General features: G+C 72.6%; 16 protein-coding genes and 1 pseudogene. 12 read left to right on the forward strand and 5 right to left on the reverse strand.

The genetic code is table 11. From position 1 onward, the window contains the following. Positions 1-4 precede the first annotated feature (4 nt). Both ACF07B_RS30440 and ACF07B_RS30445 read right to left on the reverse strand, forming a co-directional pair. Complete coding sequence (locus tag ACF07B_RS30440) at positions 5-133, reverse strand: DUF6408 family protein (RefSeq protein WP_392181319.1); 129 nt, start codon at positions 131-133, stop codon at positions 5-7. A 689-nt stretch (positions 134-822) separates the two neighbouring features. After that, positions 823-1,017, reverse strand: coding sequence for a hypothetical protein (locus ACF07B_RS30445; protein ID WP_392181320.1), 195 nt, complete (start codon positions 1,015-1,017; stop codon positions 823-825). 409 nt (positions 1,018-1,426) lie between these two features. On the opposite strand from ACF07B_RS30445, the gene ACF07B_RS30450 reads away from it, so the two are divergent. The 8 genes and pseudogenes from ACF07B_RS30450 (at position 1,427) to ACF07B_RS30485 (ending at position 10,501) form a co-directional block, all read left to right on the forward strand. Beyond that, positions 1,427-1,924 (forward strand): helix-turn-helix domain-containing protein, encoded by a 498-nt coding sequence (locus ACF07B_RS30450; protein ID WP_362394894.1) that lies wholly within the window; start codon positions 1,427-1,429, stop codon positions 1,922-1,924. 209 nt (positions 1,925-2,133) lie between these two features. Beyond that, the gene (locus ACF07B_RS30455) at positions 2,134-2,658 is read left to right on the forward strand and encodes an SRPBCC family protein (protein WP_392181321.1); all 525 of its coding nucleotides are present in this window, start codon (positions 2,134-2,136) and stop codon (positions 2,656-2,658) included. After that, positions 2,658-3,719 carry an LLM class flavin-dependent oxidoreductase gene (locus tag ACF07B_RS30460; protein ID WP_392181322.1) on the forward strand — a complete coding sequence of 354 codons (1,062 nt, stop codon included), beginning with the start codon at positions 2,658-2,660 and terminating at the stop codon, positions 3,717-3,719. The genes ACF07B_RS30455 and ACF07B_RS30460 overlap by 1 nt, the downstream gene beginning before the upstream one ends. A gap of 463 nt (positions 3,720-4,182) precedes the next feature. Then, positions 4,183-4,635, forward strand: coding sequence for a hypothetical protein (locus tag ACF07B_RS30465; RefSeq protein WP_392181323.1), 453 nt, complete (start codon positions 4,183-4,185; stop codon positions 4,633-4,635). A 180-nt stretch (positions 4,636-4,815) separates the two neighbouring features. After that, positions 4,816-6,165 (forward strand): hypothetical protein, encoded by a 1,350-nt coding sequence (locus ACF07B_RS30470; RefSeq protein WP_392181324.1) that lies wholly within the window; start codon positions 4,816-4,818, stop codon positions 6,163-6,165. Positions 6,166-6,337: 172 nt separating this feature from the next. Beyond that, positions 6,338-7,770 (forward strand): annotated as a pseudogene (locus ACF07B_RS30475) (hypothetical protein). Positions 7,771-7,865: 95 nt separating this feature from the next. Continuing rightward, entirely contained in the window at positions 7,866-9,269 is a 1,404-nt protein-coding gene (locus ACF07B_RS30480) for an AAA family ATPase (protein ID WP_392181325.1), read from the forward strand. After that, entirely contained in the window at positions 9,266-10,501 is a 1,236-nt protein-coding gene (locus ACF07B_RS30485; protein WP_392181326.1) for a VWA-like domain-containing protein, read from the forward strand. Before ACF07B_RS30480 ends, ACF07B_RS30485 begins: the two co-directional genes overlap by 4 nt. A gap of 190 nt (positions 10,502-10,691) precedes the next feature. On the opposite strand, the gene ACF07B_RS30490 is transcribed toward ACF07B_RS30485, so the two are convergent. The 3 genes from ACF07B_RS30490 to ACF07B_RS30500 form a co-directional block, all read right to left on the reverse strand. Then, positions 10,692-11,537, reverse strand: a complete 846-nt coding sequence (locus ACF07B_RS30490) for an SDR family NAD(P)-dependent oxidoreductase (RefSeq protein WP_392181327.1) — start codon at positions 11,535-11,537, stop codon at positions 10,692-10,694. A gap of 103 nt (positions 11,538-11,640) precedes the next feature. Beyond that, positions 11,641-13,263, reverse strand: coding sequence for a hypothetical protein (locus ACF07B_RS30495; protein WP_392181379.1), 1,623 nt, complete (start codon positions 13,261-13,263; stop codon positions 11,641-11,643). A 207-nt stretch (positions 13,264-13,470) separates the two neighbouring features. Further along, entirely contained in the window at positions 13,471-13,890 is a 420-nt protein-coding gene (locus ACF07B_RS30500; RefSeq protein ID WP_392181328.1) for a molybdopterin-binding protein, read from the reverse strand. 175 nt (positions 13,891-14,065) lie between these two features. Here ACF07B_RS30500 and ACF07B_RS30505 point away from each other — a divergent pair, with 175 nt between their 5' ends. From ACF07B_RS30505 to ACF07B_RS30520, 4 genes are all read left to right on the forward strand, one after another. Beyond that, positions 14,066-14,455 (forward strand): cell division protein SepF, encoded by a 390-nt coding sequence (locus ACF07B_RS30505; protein WP_369479595.1) that lies wholly within the window; start codon positions 14,066-14,068, stop codon positions 14,453-14,455. A gap of 191 nt (positions 14,456-14,646) precedes the next feature. Further along, positions 14,647-15,804, forward strand: coding sequence for an AAA family ATPase (locus tag ACF07B_RS30510; protein ID WP_392181329.1), 1,158 nt, complete (start codon positions 14,647-14,649; stop codon positions 15,802-15,804). A gap of 212 nt (positions 15,805-16,016) precedes the next feature. Further along, complete coding sequence (locus ACF07B_RS30515) at positions 16,017-16,349, forward strand: nucleotide pyrophosphohydrolase (RefSeq protein WP_369479597.1); 333 nt, start codon at positions 16,017-16,019, stop codon at positions 16,347-16,349. Between the two features lie 193 nt (positions 16,350-16,542). Further along, positions 16,543-17,022 carry a DUF6099 family protein gene (locus ACF07B_RS30520; protein WP_392181330.1) on the forward strand — a complete coding sequence of 160 codons (480 nt, stop codon included), beginning with the start codon at positions 16,543-16,545 and terminating at the stop codon, positions 17,020-17,022. Positions 17,023-17,035: the final 13 nt, after the last annotated feature.

Raw genomic sequence — 17,035 nt, forward strand, 5'->3', positions numbered from 1 at the left:
CTGGTCAGAAGACCAGGTGTGCTACCGCGGTCAGAGCCGCCACCATGAGATTGGCGGCGACCCCCGCCGCGACGTCGACCAGAATCTTGCGAAGCCGGTCACGACGTGCAGGCGTGTACTCAACGGGGTTCACGGTATCCACTCCTGGGGTGAGCTGGGAATGGCAGGGACAGCCCTACCGGGCATCCGCAGTCACACCGCGTGAAGCACGCAGCGGAAACCACTCGTCAGTCACAGCCGAGGACCGGCACCTGAACACCACCGACGTACCCTCCGGGAAGGTGCGCAGCAGGGAACAACCCTAATGCAAAACCGAGTTGGCTATGATCGATTCCGGATGTCGCCCAGCACGCAGCCATGGACGAAGGTGTCCGAGGCTGTCCGGCGTTCGTCTCCCACTACTTCACGTCCGGGCGGTCGTCATCCGGGCCAAACAGTTGCACACGATCCAGGACAGCCACCGTGTCGCGCTGGTCTGTTCGTCGGATGTGACCGCGACCGGCGTGTGATCAATCCCGGGTGGTCCCGAAGTCGGTCGGGCTGGTGCACCCGTGGCCGTTCGGTCCTGGCTGCCTGAGCGGGTCTTTTCCACCGGGTCGGCGGGCGGTACGGCGTCCCGTGGCGGTACGACCTCGTGCTGCGCGGACGGGGGCGTCGTATCCGTCGGCGGGGTCGGGGTCTGTGCCTGGGATCGCAGTCTGCGTCGGTGGCCGGTGCGGTCGGGGCGGCCCTTGTAGCCCTTGGGCTGCCACTTGTTGCCGTGCCGGAGACCCGGCGGAACCCAGCGGGAGCATGCCTCTTCGACGTCCGTGGTCACGTTGATCATGTTGGTGAGCTCGACGCGGTAGCGCAGCCTCGGGAGACCGTCGGCGGCGGGTCGGCGTCCCGTACGTGGTGCCACAGCACGGGGTGATCACGGTCGAAGTCTCCGCCGGGGAAGGGTTCGAGTGTCGCGGTGCCCTGGTCGGCGGGCGCGTCACCGGTGGAGTGGATGCACACCCGGCCAGCGAATCCCACGTCAGCAGCGTTTCCCCGTCCATGGTGAACCACCACCACCCCGTGGAGTCGAAGACGAACCGGTCCTTGGGCTCGACGGCCGTCCCCATCAGCATGAGCAGGCCCAAGAGCGCGTACAGGCCGCCGGCCGAGGCGAGAAGCCATCGAGCCACTTCGTTGCCGACCAGCGCGGCTCCCGACAAGCCGACAGCGGCGACCGACAGGGCGACCGCGGCGACGATCAGGCCGGGCGGGACCTCCTTCTGCCCGTACCGGACAACGGTCGCATCGTCGGACGGCCGTCCCGGCAAGCTCCCCACGGTGCCCATGGGGGGCGCCACGGTACCGCCGCGGTCAAATCCACGACATCCACTCCGTTCCGAGCTCCGAGCTGCCGAGTTCATTTCCGAGACCCTCGTATGCTGGGCGTGTGAGGCGGACTTCTTTTGCGAACTGGCCCTGTTCCATCGCGCGGACGATGGACCTGCTCGGCGACTGGTGGACGCCTCTCGTGCTGCGGGAGGCGTTCTACGGGATCAAGCGGTTCGACGCATTCCAGCAGGAGCTCGGGATCGCGCGCAACACGCTGACCGACCGGCTCCGTCGGCTGGTCGACGAGGGGCTCATGGAGAAGCGGGCCTATCAGACGGACCCGGTGCGGTACGACTACGTGCTCACCGAGATGGGCCGGGACTTCTTCGGGGTGCTGGCCGCCATGAACAGCTGGGGCAACCGCTGGCTCAGCGGTGAGCAGGGGCCTCCGGTCGTCTTCCACCACGACCGCTGCGGGCACACGAGCGAGGCCGCGGTCGTGTGCGCCGACTGCGGTGAGCCGATGACGGCCGAGGACACCCGTCCGCGGCTCGGCCCCGGCTATCCGCCGCACCTCGCCGAACGCCCGGACATCCAGAGGCGCTTCACCGCCTGAGCGCGCGTCGCGGCTTCCGCGTTCCCCTCGCTTTCCTCCTCTCGCCCGCCGTCCCGTCTTGTCCCCTCCCCGCTCCCTCTTCGCTCCCCGCTTCCGGTCCCGCGCCGGGAGCGGTTTTCCTTGACATGACAGTCTATCTACGCAACTCTCAAGGTCAGGGCCCCCGGACGGGTGAGATTCTGGGGGGACGAGAGGAAGGCCGGAGACTCATGGAGTGGACGGGCGCCCGCTACGCGGACCAGCCGACCGTCGAGGTGCGGACACGGATCGAGGCTCCACCGCGGCGGGTGTGGGACCTCGTCTCCGACATCCGGCTGATGCCGGACCTGAGCGCGGAGCTCCGGTCGGTCGCGTGGCTCGACGGCGAGACGGAGCCGCGGGTCGGCGCCCGCTTCGTCGGGCGCAGCAGGCATGAGTCGCTGGGGGAGTGGGAGACCACCTCGTACGTGGTCGAGTGCGAGCCGCCGCTGGCCTTCGCCTGGGCCGTGTCGGACCCCGAACACCCCAGCGCCGTATGGCGGTTCGGCCTGGAGGGGGTGGACGGCGGCACGGAGCTGACCCAGTGGATGCGGATGGGGCCGGGCCGTTCGGGGCTGTCCTTCGCGATCGACCGGATGCCGGAAAAGGAACAGAAGATCGTGTTCGTGCGGCTGCGGGAGTTCGAGCGGAGCATGACGGACACCGTCGAGGCGATCAGGAAGCTGGCCGAGAGCGCGGAAGGGGCGGGTGCGTGATGCGTACCTCCACGACGATCGAGGCGTCGGCGGGCGACTGGCGGGAGACCGTCGACTTCGTGGTCGAGGCCGAGAAGCTCGGGATGGACATCTGCTGGGTCGCGGAGGCCTGGGGCTCCGAAGCCCCTTCTCCACTGGGCTACTTGGCGGCGCGGACCGACCGGTTGCTGCTCGGCTCCGGGATCATCCAGCTCGGGACCCGCACCCCGGCGGCCATCGCCCGTGCCGCGATCACGCTCTCCAACATCTCCGGCGGACGTTTCCTCCTCGGTCTCGGACCCTCCGGCCCCCAGGTGATCGAGGGGCTGCACGGCGTGCCGTTCGCGCGCCCGCTGTCCCGGATGCGGGAAACCGTGGAGATCGTCCGGCAGGCGGTCGCCGGGGAGAAACTCTCGTACGAGGGAAGGGAGTTCACCATTCCGCTGCCGGGCGGGGAGGCGCGGCCCATGCGGCTGTCCGTGCGGGCCGAGCACGAGCTTCCCGTCTATCTCGCCACGCTCTCGCCGAAGATGCTGCACCTGACGGGCGAGATCGCCGACGGCTGGCTGGGCACCAGCTTCGTGCCCGAGGGCGCCAAGGAGGCGTACTTCGACCACCTGGACGCGGGGCTCGCGGCGGCGGGCCGCGCCCGCGCCGACCTCGACATCTGCCAGGGCGCGGAAGTCGCCTTCGCAAAGGACGAGGACGCGCTGCGTGCCATGGTCGCGGGCCGGAAGAAGGAACTCGCCTTCAGCCTGGGCGGAATGGGCTCCGCCACCACCAACTTCTACAACGCCGCCTACAGCAGGCAGGGCTGGGCGGAGATCGCCGCCGAGATCCATGAGCGCTGGCAGGCCGGGGACCGGGACGGCGCCGCCGGGCTCGTGACCGACGAGATGGTCCTCGGAACCACTCTGATCGGCACCGAGGACATGGTCCGCGAACGGCTGCGCGTCTGGCGCGCCGCAGGCGTCGACACCGTCCGCCTCTACCCCGCGGGCGAAACCCTGGACGAGCGGCTCACGACGCTGGGGCGCGCGCTGGCGCTCGTGGCGGAGGAGAACGCGGTGATCGCCGGGTAGCGCCTCCGCTTCTGCCTCCGCCTCCGCCTCCGCCTCCGCCTCCGCCTCCGCCTCCGCCTCCGGCTCTGCATCGGCCTCGGCGCCGGGCCGGGCCGGCGCCGCGTGGCCCCTGACGGCCGTCTCGCGTCGTACGGCCCGGCGACGGATGCCCGCGTCGTACGGCCCGGCGGCGGCCGTCTCGCGTCGCGCGGTCCGGCGACGGCTGCCCGCGTCGCGCGGTCCGGCGGTGGCCGTCGTGTGGCGCGCGGTCCGGCGGCGGCCGTCGAGGCCGTCACCCGGTCGGGGGAACCCCCGTGGCGGCGGGGGAGCGGCGGGCGGACGCTCGAACTCCCCGATGCTTCCGGCACGGGGACGGCCGGCGGCCGACAGCGCAGCGAGGTGGTCGAGCATGAGCCAGGATTCTTCGAGAACTCCGGGCCCCCCGCCCGGTGGCGGCACGGGATCCCAGCCCAGCGGCGGAGACATGCCGCTGTGGGGAGACCAGTGGTCCGGAGCCGCCCCCGCCGCGGGAGGCATGGGGCCGCCGCCCTCGGGCAGCAGTGGCTGGGCGGCGGGTGGAGTCACCTTCGCGGGCGTCCTCCTGCTGGTGAACGGCGGCCTCAACATCCTCCAGGGCATCTCCGCGATCGCCAAGGACGATGTCTACGCGCGCGTGAACGACTACGTCTACCGCATCAATCTCACCGGCTGGGGCTGGATCCTGCTGATCCTCGGTGTGATCGCCGCGGTCACCGGCTGGGGGATCCTCAAGGACGCCGGGTGGGCCCGGATCACCGGCATCGTGCTGGCCTCGCTGAGCATGCTCTTCCAGTTCATGTTCCTGCCGTACGCGCCGATCTGGTCGGTCATCCTGCTGGCCATCGACGTCTTCATCATCTGGGCACTGGCCACCTACCGGCCCGACCGCCCGCGCTGACGCGCCCCTCTCCGGCCCGCCGGCGGGCGAGCACCGCCGAAACGGGGCCGTCCCAGTGCCGTCGAACCCACGAACCGGACCGAGCGGAACGAGACACGCCATGGATGACGTGATCGACCGGACGCGAGCGGACATGCCCGCGCGCGGCCCCGCGGGCACCCTCGACGATCCGGAGACGACGTGAGCACCGGAGACGTGAGCCATGGCGTGAGCGGCGCCGGCGAGGGCGGCGCGAGCGCCCACGAGATCGCCGAACTGCGGGCCCGGGTCGCCGAACTGGAGCGGCGCGGGCCGAGACGCGAGCACCACCGCGTCCGGTCGACCTTCGCCGTCGTGCTGGTCCTCCTCGCCGCCCTGCTCACCCCGCTGAGTGCCGTGGCGGCCTGGTCGAGCGATCTGATCGGCAACACCGACCGGTACGTGTCCACCATGAAGCCGCTCGCCTCCGACCCGGACGTCCAGGACGCCGTCGCCAAACGCGTGACCGACGCGGTGATGCAGCACGTCGACGTCCAGTCGCTGCTCGAATCCGTCGCCCCCGCCGACCGGCCCGCACTGACCAAGGCGATCGGCCCGCTGAGCGGTCCGATCACCAGCGGTCTCACCGACTTCGTGCACACCGTGGCGCTGCGGTTCGTCAGCAGCGACGCGTTCGCCACCCTGTGGACCGAGCTGAACCGCAGAGCGCACGCCGCCGTGGACAAGGCGCTGACCGGAAGCGGCGGCGGAGCGGTGAAGCTCACCAACGACGCCGTGGTCATCGACCTCGCCCCCGTCATCGACCAGGTCAAGCAGTCGCTCGTCGACCAGGGGCTCGCCATCGCCGCGAAGATCCCCCAGATCCACACGAACTTCACCGTGATGACCTCCGACTCCATCGGCAAGGCCAAGAAGCTCTACCGACTGCTCCAGCTCGTCGGGTTCTGGCTGCCGGTCCTGACCCTGCTGCTGGCGGCCGGCGGTGTGCTGCTCGCCGTACGCAGACGTCGTGCCCTCGTCACGGTCGCGCTCCTGGTGGCGGGCGGGGCCGCGGTCCTCGGCATCGCGCTGTGGATCTTCCGGGCGATCTATCTCGACGGCCTCCCGGCAGCGGTCTCCCAGCCCGCCGCCGGGTCGGTCTTCGACACCCTGGTGCGCTACCTGCGGACGTCGGTACGTCTGGTCATCACGCTCGGCATCATCGTGGCGCTGGCGGCCTGGCTGACCGGCAGCGGCCGGGCGGCCAGCCGGGTCAACGCCGCCTGGACCGGCGGGATCGGTGCCGTGCGGACGGCGACCGGGGCCGAACTCGGCGCGGTCGGCGCGTGGGTGCACCGGGTCAAGACGTGGCTCAACTGGACCGTGGTCGCGGTCGCCGTCGTCATCCTGCTGGTCTGGAACTACCCCACGGCCGTCGTCACCGTCTGGATCGCGGTACTGGCCCTGCTGGCCCTCGCGGTGGTCGAGTTCCTCGACGACGACGGCACCCCGCACCTGATCGAGTCCGGCGGCGGGCCCGCGGCGGGACCCGTGGCCAGGGGCCCGGCCTGACCCTTCGGTGCCGGTCGGCGTCCGCCGGCGTCCGCCGGTGTCCGTCGGCGGACGCCGGGTCGTACGCGGCCGAAAAGCACCTGACAGATGATCGGCTCCGGGTTACGCTCCCCGCGATGATGACTTCCTCCGCAATCAGATGGGGGGACCCGTTCGCGCAAGGTGAGTGCTGATGCTCCCTTCGACCGCGTACAAGGATTCCCTCCTCTCCTTCTGGCCGCGCGTGCGTGACTTCGCCGTGCCGCCCACCATGATCGAGACCGCGACCGCCCGCCGCCGCCACGGGGACTGGGCGGGGGCGTGCGCCGCCGCCGGCGTCGACATCGACCTCGATCTGCGTTCGCTGGCACGTACGCACGGCCGCGAACTGGCGTCCCGAATCCGCAGCGATCTACGCCATCTGGCTCCCGACCTGCTGCGCTGGCACATGCCGAGAGTCGCCCCCGACGGGCTGCTGCGTCCCGGCCTCACCATCACGCTGGCCCGGTACGACCGTGCCGGGTACGAGGGCGCGCATCCCGTACGGCCTGTGCACCTCGTGGTCCGTACGCCGCCGGCCTGGGCGGACGGCGGATCAGCCTCGCGCTCTGGGACGGAACTCCCGGCGGTTCCCGTGACCGCTTCTCCTTCGACACCGGTGCCCGCCGCCATCCGCACCCCCGTCCCAGTCGCCGGTACCGCCTGGATCTGCACCGCCATCTGTGGGACACCCGCAGGACCGATGAGCTGCGGGCCCGTTCCGGCGCCGACCTGCCGACGGACGACACCCGCCGGGGAAGCGCGGATCCACCGGGTCCGGTGCCCGGGGACCTCGGCTGCGCCGTCGGCCGGTGGGCGGCGGAGGCGGCGATCCTGCTGCGCGACGAGGGGCGCGCGGCGGGCACGGTGACCGTGCGGCTCGGGACCCGCAGGTGGCTGCTCCTGGAGCCGGCCGCGGAGCAGGTACGCGGCGGTCCGCCTCCACTGCGGATCACCGCCGTGCCCGCCGACGGGGGCGGTGTCGCCCTCGCGGTGCCGACCCTGCCCGACGCCGCGACCTGGGTGCTGCCCGACCTGGCACTGATCCGCGCCGGCGCCATCGAGCCCGAGCGGCTGCATCCGCTGGTCGCCTCCGCGCTGGTACCGGACCACACCCCGGTCGGGTCCCCAGGGAACGCGGACCCTGCGGGAGCGCCGCGCCTGGTGGAATGCCGGGGAGCCCGGCACCGGATCGGCCTGGTCGACGGCGTCCTCGTGCCGCTCGACCACGATCCGGCCGAGATCCGCCGGGAAGAGCTGCTGGTCGCCCTGACCGGCACACCGCTTCCCTGCCTCCGGGTCATCGACGAGACGCACCGGCAGCCGCAGGGCCTGTCCGACGTCCGTGAACGGCTGCGCCACGGTGACACCGCCGGTGCGCTCGCCGTCGTCGAGGGGCTGCTGGGTCCCGACGCGGTGCTGCGGGGCGGCGCCCTGCGCGACGAACTCCGGGCCGCCGCGCGGCGACGTCTCGCCTACGGACTGTTCAGGGCCGGGCTGACCGGGCCCGGACCGGGCCGACTCGCTCCGGGGCCCGTCCGGCCCCTCGGCCATCGCTCCCACCCGCGTGACACGACCGGCCGCTGACCGCTCGTCCACCGCCCACTGAAGGCCAGTTGACCGCCTCCGGGGCCAAGCCCCGTGCCCAGGCGGCTCGTTCACGAACCCAAAGGTGATCAAACATGCCCACAAGCACCCCGCTCGCCGAAGCCAAAGCCGAAGCCGAAGCCGAGGCCGGAGCCAAAGCCGGAGCCAAAGCCGAGGCCGCAGTCGAAGCCGGATTCGAGGCCCACGCCCGCATCGCAGCCGACGCCTTCGCCGCCCCGGACCCCACCGTCCGCCCCGACGCCGCTGTCACCCCCGTGGACCCGCCCGGCGTCACCCAACTCGACGTGGCCGACGCCCTGTCGGCTCTGCTCCGTGACACCGGAACCGAACCCCGTCCCGACAGCCGGCTGGAGGCACTGACCCTCGCCGTCGCCGCCGACCTGCCCGTACTCCTGTGGGGTGAACCGGGGATCGGCAAGACCGCGGCCCTGACCCAGCTCGCCGAGTCCCTCGACCTGCCCCTGACCACGGTGATCGCCAGCGTCCACGAGCCGTCCGACTTCTCGGGGCTGCCCGTCCTCGGCGACGACCCCGCCGAGCAGGGCGTGCCCATGGCCCCGCCGGACTGGGCGGTGCGACTCGTACGTGCCGGCCGCGGTCTGCTGTTCCTGGACGAACTGTCCACCGCGCCCCCGGCGGTTCAGGCCGCCCTGCTGCGCCTCGTCCTGGAACGGCGCATCGGAACCCTTCAACTGCCTCCCGGCGTACGGATCGTGGCCGCGGCGGACCCGCGCTCCTCGGCGGCCGACGGCTGGGAACTGAGCCCGCCGCTCGCCAACCGGTTCGTCCATCTCCAGTGGGCCCACGACCACGACGTCGTCGTACGCGGGCTCGGTGGCACCTGGCCCCGTGCGACCCTGCCACGGCTCGACCCGCACCGGCTCCCGGAGGCCGTGGACTTCGCCCGCCGCGCGGTGTGCGGACTCCTCGCCGCCCGCCCCGGACTCGTCCACCGGCTGCCCAGCGGCGAAGCGCGCCGGGGCGGCGCCTGGCCCTCGCCCCGGAGCTGGGAGACGACCGTGCGACTCGTCGCCTTCGCGCACGCGGCCGGTTCCTCACGGGAAGTGCTCTCCCTGCTGGCCAGAGGCGCCGTGGGCGACGGCCTGGGACTGGAACTGCTGGCGAGCGTGGACCGCATGGACCTGCCCGACCCCGAGACCCTGCTCGCCGACCCGGCGGGTGCCGTCCTGCCCGAGCGGGGTGACCTGCGCCAGGCCGTCCTCGACGGCGTGGTGGCCGCGGTCCGCAAGCGGCCCGACAGGGCCCGCTGGGACGCCGCCTGGGCACTGCTCGTACGGGCGCTGGACACCGGCGCCCCGGACCTCGTGGTCGTTCCCGCGACCACCCTCGCGACGCTGCGCCAGGAGGACTGGGACGTCCCGGAGTCCATCGAGCGGCTGGCCGGAGCGGTGGCCCTCTCCCGGCGGGCGGACGACGCGGCGGCCCGCGTCGCGGTCGCCGCCGGGGCACGACGATGACGGCGACAGCACCAGGCGTTCTGGACCTGGAGAAGCTCTACGCCGCCCGGCTGCACGCGGCGCGGGCCCGCCCCTATCTGGCGACGGCACTCTTCGCCCTGCACACCGTCGCGTCGCGACGGGTGCCGACGATGGCCGTCGACCGGCACTGGCGGTGTTATGTCTCGCCCGGGTTCGTGGACCGCACACCCGTGGAGGACCTCGCCGGTGTCTGGGTGCACGAGGTGTCGCACCTGCTGCGCGACCACCACGGCCGCAGCGAGCGGTTCGCCCGCCGACACGGACTCACCGGCCCCGCTGAGCGGCTGCGGATGAACATCGCCGCCGACTGCGAGATCAACGACGACGCGTTCGGGACAGGGCTCGTCCGGCCCGAGGGCGCGGTCATGCCGCAGCTTCTGAACCTGCCGCCGGGCGAGCTAATGGAGGACTATCTGCGCCAGTTCCGGCTCGGGCCGCGTACGGAGGCCATGGCCTGGCTGGACTGCGGCAGCGGCGCCGACGGACGCGAGCGGGAGTGGGACCTCGGACCGGACGGAGCGCACGGCCTCAGCGCACAGGAACGCGACGCCGTCCGGTTCCGGGTCGCGCAGGGCATCAAGGCCCGCCCCGGGAAGAGCCCCGCGGGATGGGAACGGTGGGCCGAGGACGCCTTCCATCCTCCGCAGCCGTGGCGGGAGTTGCTGGGGGCCGCGGTCCGCTCCGCGGCCTCGGGGCCCGGCGCGGGGGAGGACTACACCTACGGCCGGCCGGCGCGGCGCTCGGCCTCCGTGCCCGGTGCCGTCCTGCCGAGCCTGCGTCGCAGACCGCCGCGGGTCTCGGTGGTCATCGACACCTCCGGGTCGGTCAGCGACGCGGAACTGGGCAGCGCCCTTCTGGAGGTCTCCGCGATCTCCCGGGCCGTGGGCGGCCGCCGCGACCTGGTCACCGTGGTCTCGTGCGACGCGGCGGCCGGGGTCGCGCACCCCCTGTGCCGGGCCGAGGGCATTCCACTGCTGGGCGGCGGCGGCACCGATCTGCGCTCGGGATTCACCGCGGCGCTCCGGGCGCGGCCACGCCCCGACGTCGTCGTGGTCCTGACGGACGGACAGACTCCCTGGCCGGAATCGCGGCCCCCGTGCCGGACGGTCGTGGGCCTCTTCCCACGAGGGGGCGGCTCCTGCGACGAGGACGATCCCGACTACGTACCGGACGCGCCGCCGGCCTGGGCCCGCGTGGTCGAGATCGGCTAGGACCTGTCCGGCCGAGCACGACGGGTGATGTCGACGGCAGTTGGTGGGCCCGGGCTCTGACGGCACGGGCGCGCCCGGCGCTGACGGCACCTGGCGGGCCCGGTACGGACAGCGCCCGGCGGCCCCGCGTCTTCGACGTCATCGGCCGGACAGGTCTCAGGGTGAGGGCTTCTGACGCTGCCTCAGGCGTTCAGACGCTGTATCCCCCGTCCACCCCCAGCGCCTGCCCGGTGATGAAGCCCGCGCGGTCCGAGGCCAGGAACGCGACGGCCTCGGCCACGTCCCGCGCGGTGCCGAAGCGGCGCAGCGGGGTGTTGCGGCGCGTGATCTCCAGTGCCGTGTCGTCGAGTTCGCCGGAACCGATGAGCCGGGCCGCGTTGCCCTCGGTCAGCATGCCGGGTCCGACACAGTTCACCCGGACGCCGTAGCGGCCTTCCTCGGCGGCCAGGGCGCGGGCGACCGCCTCGACCGCCCCCTTCGGCCCCGAGGAGAGTCCGTCGCGCACCGGGAACCGGCGCGTGGCCACGGTGGTGACGGCGACGACGCTGCCCCGGCTCTCCCTGAGCAGGGGCAGCGCGGGATGCACCAGGTTGAAGAACGTGCCCGCGTCCGCGTCGAGTTGGGCTCGGAACTCGCTCGGCGTGACCTTGCTCAGATGCACCATCGGCACCTGCGGGCCCGCCGCGTGGACGAGGGTGTGCAGTCCGCCGAGCTCCGCGGCCGTCTCCGAGACGGCCGCGGCGACGGCCCGCTCCTCGCCCAAGTCGAGCCGCAGCGCCCGTACTCGGCGGGCCGGGTCCGGGGACTCCCGCGCGATCTCCGCGGCGAGCGTGTCGGCGGCCGTCCGGCTGGAGCGATACGTGAACACCACGTCACTGCCCCGCTCGGCGAGGATCCGAACGACCTCCGCGCCGATGCCCCCGGTGCCGCCCGTGACGAACGCGACGCCTTCGCGGTGCGAGAAGTCCGCCCGGTGCCAGGGATCCGCGCGCGGTGAGAGGTCCGCGCCGTGTGGGAGATCCGGCGGCTCCGGCATGGGTATCACCGTCCCAGGGAATCGGGCGAGGGGTCATTTCAGCACGTCCGCGTCGTCGGCACCAGACGGTGGACGGGGCGAGGGAGGGAACCGGGCGCAGTGCTCAGGGGCGGGTCGCCGGCATGTGGAGGTCCGTGCTCGACAGGGTCATGGGCGCTGCCGAGACGGCTCGCAGACGTACGCGTACTCCGGCACGGGGAAGCGTGAACCTGCCGTCGGGTGGGCGGAGTTCGTAACGGCCGAAGGTGTGGCCGGCCAGGGTGGAGGGTCCCGAGGTCACCGACCAGTAGCGGCTCATGCCCTGGCCCGTGGTCAGCGTGAAATGCGGACTCAGCGCCGCGGTACCGAGGTTGGTGACGCCGACCGTGAGTCCGGTCAGGGTCCGGGCGGCTCGGCGCGCCTCGGTGACCCGCATGCGCAGTGGCGGTGACCCGGTGGCCGCCAGGCTCACCGCCGCCGCCGACGGGGCCAGCAGCAGGACGACGGCGGCCACCCGGGCCCCACGCGGGTGCGGACCGCGCAGGAAGGCGGGCCGGGGCTGCCACGCGGTCCGGAAGGACTGCCAGGGCGCGGTGATCGCGGCGGCCACCCACAACGGCGTCATCAGCAGGTAGTAGCCGTCCTGCGAGCGGGTGGCCGCGTAGAACGCGCACCAGGGCAGCACCGTCGCGGCCGGCCCCAGCCGCCGTACGAACAGCACGAACAGGGCCAGCAGGCCCGCCGCCAGCAGCAGGCTCGCGTGCGCGTACCAGGCGAGGCGGTCGCTGCCGTCGGTCAGGTACAGCGAGATGCCGACCAGGCCCTGTCCGTGGACGTCCGCGTCCTGGGTGAGGGGCAGGGCGATCCCGGAGAGCCAGGCGCGCGGCTCGCTCACGATGAAATACGAGTTGATCAGCAGCCAGGTGGCGGCGGCCGTGCCGGCGATCCGGCCCACCGCCCTGGCCGCCGCCCGCGCGCCCAGGTCGCCGCGGCGCAGCGCGTACACCCCGCCCAGCAGGAACGGCGTGAGGAACCAGGGGAGTTGCTGGGCCGCGCAGGCCGCCCCGAGGCAGACGGCCCGCGCGAGGTCGCCGCGTCCGCCGCCGCCCATCCGTGTCCAGCCCACCACCACCGGGATGAGCAGGGCGCAGGCGAGGATCGCCGGGTAGCCGAGCCGCGCGTACGTCGGCAGCAGTCCGAATCCGAGGCAGGCCAGGGTCGCGGCGGACCGCCACGGCACCGGCAGCAACCGCCACATGACGACCGCGCCCGCGATCACGGCCCCGGTGCCGACCAGCGTGGCGGCTGCCGGACCGTGGCCCACCCACAGCAGCGGCGCGGTGAGCATCGGCGCGAGCGGCGGATAGCCGTACGTGAAGTCGTAACCGCCGTTCATCGTCGCGGTGAGGGCGACGCCGTGGCCGAAGAGCCAGGGCCAGGGACGGCCGTACACCTGGTGGCCGGCGAGGAACTCGTGGGCGGCCCGGGCGGTGAGGACGGACTCGTCGCTGCCCCGGTGGTTCATGACCAGTCCGCACACTACGAGCGTCACCGCGGTCACGAGGACGACGAGGTCGAGCCGCGCCAGCGAGCGGCCCCGGCGCACCACGAGGGCCAGTACGCCCGTCGCCAGGATCGAGGCGTAGCAGAGCGAGACGATCGCGGCCACGAGGAGCCGGTGGCTCGCGGCCTGCGCCCACAGCGGGCGCGTGCCGATGAACAGGCTGATGTCGGCCAGGAGGGTCAGGACGCGGTGCCACTGCGCGGGGGTCTCGTCCGGATTCCAGCGCGCGACCGCCTCGCCGGGCGAGACCTTCGTCGGGACCTGCCGGCGGACGGGCGGTGGCGTGATTTCTGCCGAGTACACGGCCCCATAAGCTAGTTGTCGCAGGTGAGCGAGGTGCGACGGGACGTGAAGAGTCCGGTGTGAGGCCAGTAAGAGCACGCCGACCCGTCAGACCCTGGCCAGCGCCACCTCGGTGGACTTGATGAGCGCGACGACCTCGGAACCGGCGGTGAGACCCAGGTCGGAGACCGCGTCCTCGGTGATCGCCGAGGTCAGTTCGCCGCCCGCGACCCGGACCTTGACGCGGGCCATGGCGCCGCCTGAGGCGACGTCGGTGACCGTGCCCGGCAGTCGGTTGCGGATGCTCAGCCCGTCCACCGGCCCGGTCGCGAGGGAGACCTCGGTGGATTTGACCAGGGCCCGCACGGCGGAGCCCGACGTCAGGCCGAGTTCCCGTACGGCCTCCAGGGTGACGGCCGCGGTGATCTCCTGTCCGGCGTCGAGCCGGACCTTCACCGTCGCCATCACCTCACCGGGGGTGACGGATGTGACGGTGCCGGGGAGTTGGTTGCGGATGCTCAGGCTCATGGGGAGGCCTCACTCGCTGGGATGCGTGATGGATACGGGCGTATATGCGTAGCTTGCCGCACGCGTCGGCTCCCGGTCCGGGTCGCGGATCGTGTCGCTGTTGGGCCGAACGGGTGACCATGCGTAAGAATTGCCCGGTGCAGACAACGAGTGCGAGCCAGGACGGGGTGGATCGATGACCGGCCACGACGTCACCGATGAACAGTGGGAAGGGCTCGCCCAGGTCGTTCCGTTGCGCGGCCGCGACGCCTGGCCGTCCGCGGTGCGGCACCGGTCGATCCCCGAGGCCGAGACCGAGACGCGGCGACGCTTCGTGGTCCTGCGGGTGAACGTCTTCGCGGACGCCCGTGACGTCGCAGAGACGCTCATGTCCGGCGTCCCGGTGCTCCTCGACCTGACGAGCGCGGAGACCGAGGTCGCCAAGCGGGTCCTGGACTTCAGTACGGGTGTGGTCTTCGGCCTGGCCAGCGGCATGCACCGGGTCGACCGGAACGTCTTCCTGCTGACGCCCCCGGGGACCGAGGTACGGGGGCTGATGGAGGGGGTCGGCGTCCCGGGTCTCTGACGGCTCCGGCCTCGCGGGGCGCTGTGCGGCCACGGTGCGGCGGGTGCGGCGGGTCCGAGGGGCCCGACGGGATGCCGGACGGGTGGTCGCGGGGGAATCCCGGCCGCGGGGCCGGGGGCTTCGTCCCCCGATCGTAGGAAGGTCTCCCGGGTGTAACGGTTCGCCTCCGCGCGGAGGCCTACGGTCCGCATATGACTCTGTCCTTGCCGGAAGCCCCCACGGCGGTGGAGACGCGCCCGGTCCGTCCCGGCGTCACCGAACTGCGGCTCGCCGCCTTCGCCACCCACCGCCGCGTCCGGTTCCCGCTCGGACCGCTCACCCTTGTCGCCGGCCCCAGCGGCAGCGGCAAGACGGCCGTCCTCAGGGCCTACGAGGCGCTGGCGCGGCTCGGCGCCGGTGCCGGGCTCCCCGAGGTGTTCCCGGACCCGGTCGCCTGTGTGCCCGAGCGGTCCCGGCCCGACGCCCAGCACCGCCGGGGCTTCCGTATCGGCTGCACGGTCGACGGGCCCGAAGGCCCGGTCCGGCTCGACGTCGCCGTCCAGGCCGAACCCGAACTGCGCATCGTGGGGGAGCGGTTGTCGGCGGGCGGGCGGACCCTCCTGGAGACGGCGCTGCGCGACCCGGGCCGCCCGTTCGTGCAGGCGGCCTGGCACACCGGTGGATCCTCGTCGGTGACGCGGGTCCCGCTCCCCGACGACCGCCTCGGCACCGCGCTGCTGCCTCTGCGGGTCGCGGGCCGCACCGACGGCGAGCGCCATGTCCTGGCCGCGGCCGAGCAGATGGTGCTCGCGCTGCGGTCCGTCTATGTCTGTGATCCGGACCCGGCCTCCATGCGGGCCCCCGTTCCGCTCGGCTCGGGGCGGCTGCTGCCGGGCTGCGGCAACCTCGCCGACGTGCTGTGGCGCACCAGGTCGGAGTGCGTCCACCGGTACGCCCACCTGGTCACGGCGGTCCGCGCCGGATGCGCCGGACCGGTCACGGACGTTCTGGCCGAGGTGCTCGGCGACGGCACGGTCCAGGCGCTCCTCGACCGCGGCGACGGCGTCCGTACGCCGCTGGGGCTGCTCGGGGACGGCGAGTTGAGGTATCTCGCGCTCGCCCTCGTGCTGCTCACCGGGCCCGGCGTCCTGGAGGTCGACCCGGCGGGCGAGGTGCCGGCCGCCTTCCAGTCGCTGACGGTTCTGGCCGACGGCTTCGGCCGGGGGATGGACGCCCGGCAGGCCGGGGAACTGGTTCGGCTGGCGGCGCGGATGTGCGAACGGGGACACATCCGGCTGCTGGGCGCGGTCACCGACGGGACGCACGCGCTCGGCACGGCCGGGGTCACGGTGGTGGACCTGACGTCGTGAGGGTGCCAGGCGCGGTGGCGGAGCCGTCGTGAACGAAGGCGGCGCGCGGTGACGGAGCTGTCGTTGAGGGCAGCCAGGCGAGGCGCGGTGGGGGACCTGACGTGCGGGAGGCCCGGCGCGGTGGCCACCCCGTCGTGAGCGAAGCCGGGCGCTGCGCGGTGGAGGTCCTGACGCCGTCCGGCCGGCTGGAGCGAGGTGATAGACCTGACGCCGTGAGTGAACTGGATGTAGCGACGCTGCAGCGCAGACTGGCCGAGTTCGCGGCCGCACGGAACTGGCAGCCGTATCACACCCCCAAGAACCTGGTCGCCGCCCTGAGCGTGGAGGCGTCCGAACTCCTGGAGATCTTCCAGTGGTTGACGCCCGACGAATCGGTCCGCGTGATGGGGGACGCGGACACCGCGCACCGCGTCACCGACGAGGTCGCGGACGTCCTCGCGTATCTGCTCCAGTTCTGCGAGGTGCTGGGCATCGATCCGCTCGCGGCCCTCGACGCGAAGATCGACCGGAACGAGCGGCGGTTCCCGGTGCCGGAGAAGCCCTGACGGGCCGGCCGTCACCTGCCACGCGAAACGGAATCCAGCACTCTCCGTAGTCGTTGAATCCTTCCGATGCGATTCCGTGTCCGCAGATTTCGGGCTTCCTCTGGTTTTTCGTCTCAAGGGTCTTCACTCTGGGTAGTGAACAAGGGAGTTCGGGTGGACGTGCGAGAGCGCGTCGGACAGACGGGGGCAGCGCATGGAAGCGGTGCGGCTCATCGCGGCGAGCAGACGTGCCCTGGCGGAGAGCGGTGAGACTCCGGAGGTCATGGCGGAGGCGTGGCAGGCGCATTCCCTGGCACAGGCGATCGGCAGCCGCCTCGCCGTGTCCGGACCCCCTGAACTCCGGGGCGAGGCCCTGGGGTTGACCGAGCTGGCGGGTCGCGGCTGCGGAGTGCTCGGCGACCACGCCCTCGGAGTCGGTGTCTTACGGGCCGCCCAGCTCACGGAGCTGGGTGACGCGCGCGAGGCGCTGCTCTGTCTCGGCGGCCTCCTCGCCGAGGTCGGCATAGCCCTGGTCGGCATCGCCTGCCGGGCGGACGACGAGGGAACGTACTGGCAGTGCATGGAGGCGATCGACGCGGCGGACGAGTCCCGGGACCGCGTCCTGGAAATGCTGAGGCGTCTCGCGGTCCGGGACGAGAAACGCGTGGTCGAGCGGGATGCGGCCGCGGGGTAGGTACCGCACCCGT

The organism is Streptomyces sp. NPDC015532 (genome assembly GCF_043078065.1).
Lineage (GTDB): Bacteria > Actinomycetota > Actinomycetes > Streptomycetales > Streptomycetaceae > Streptomyces.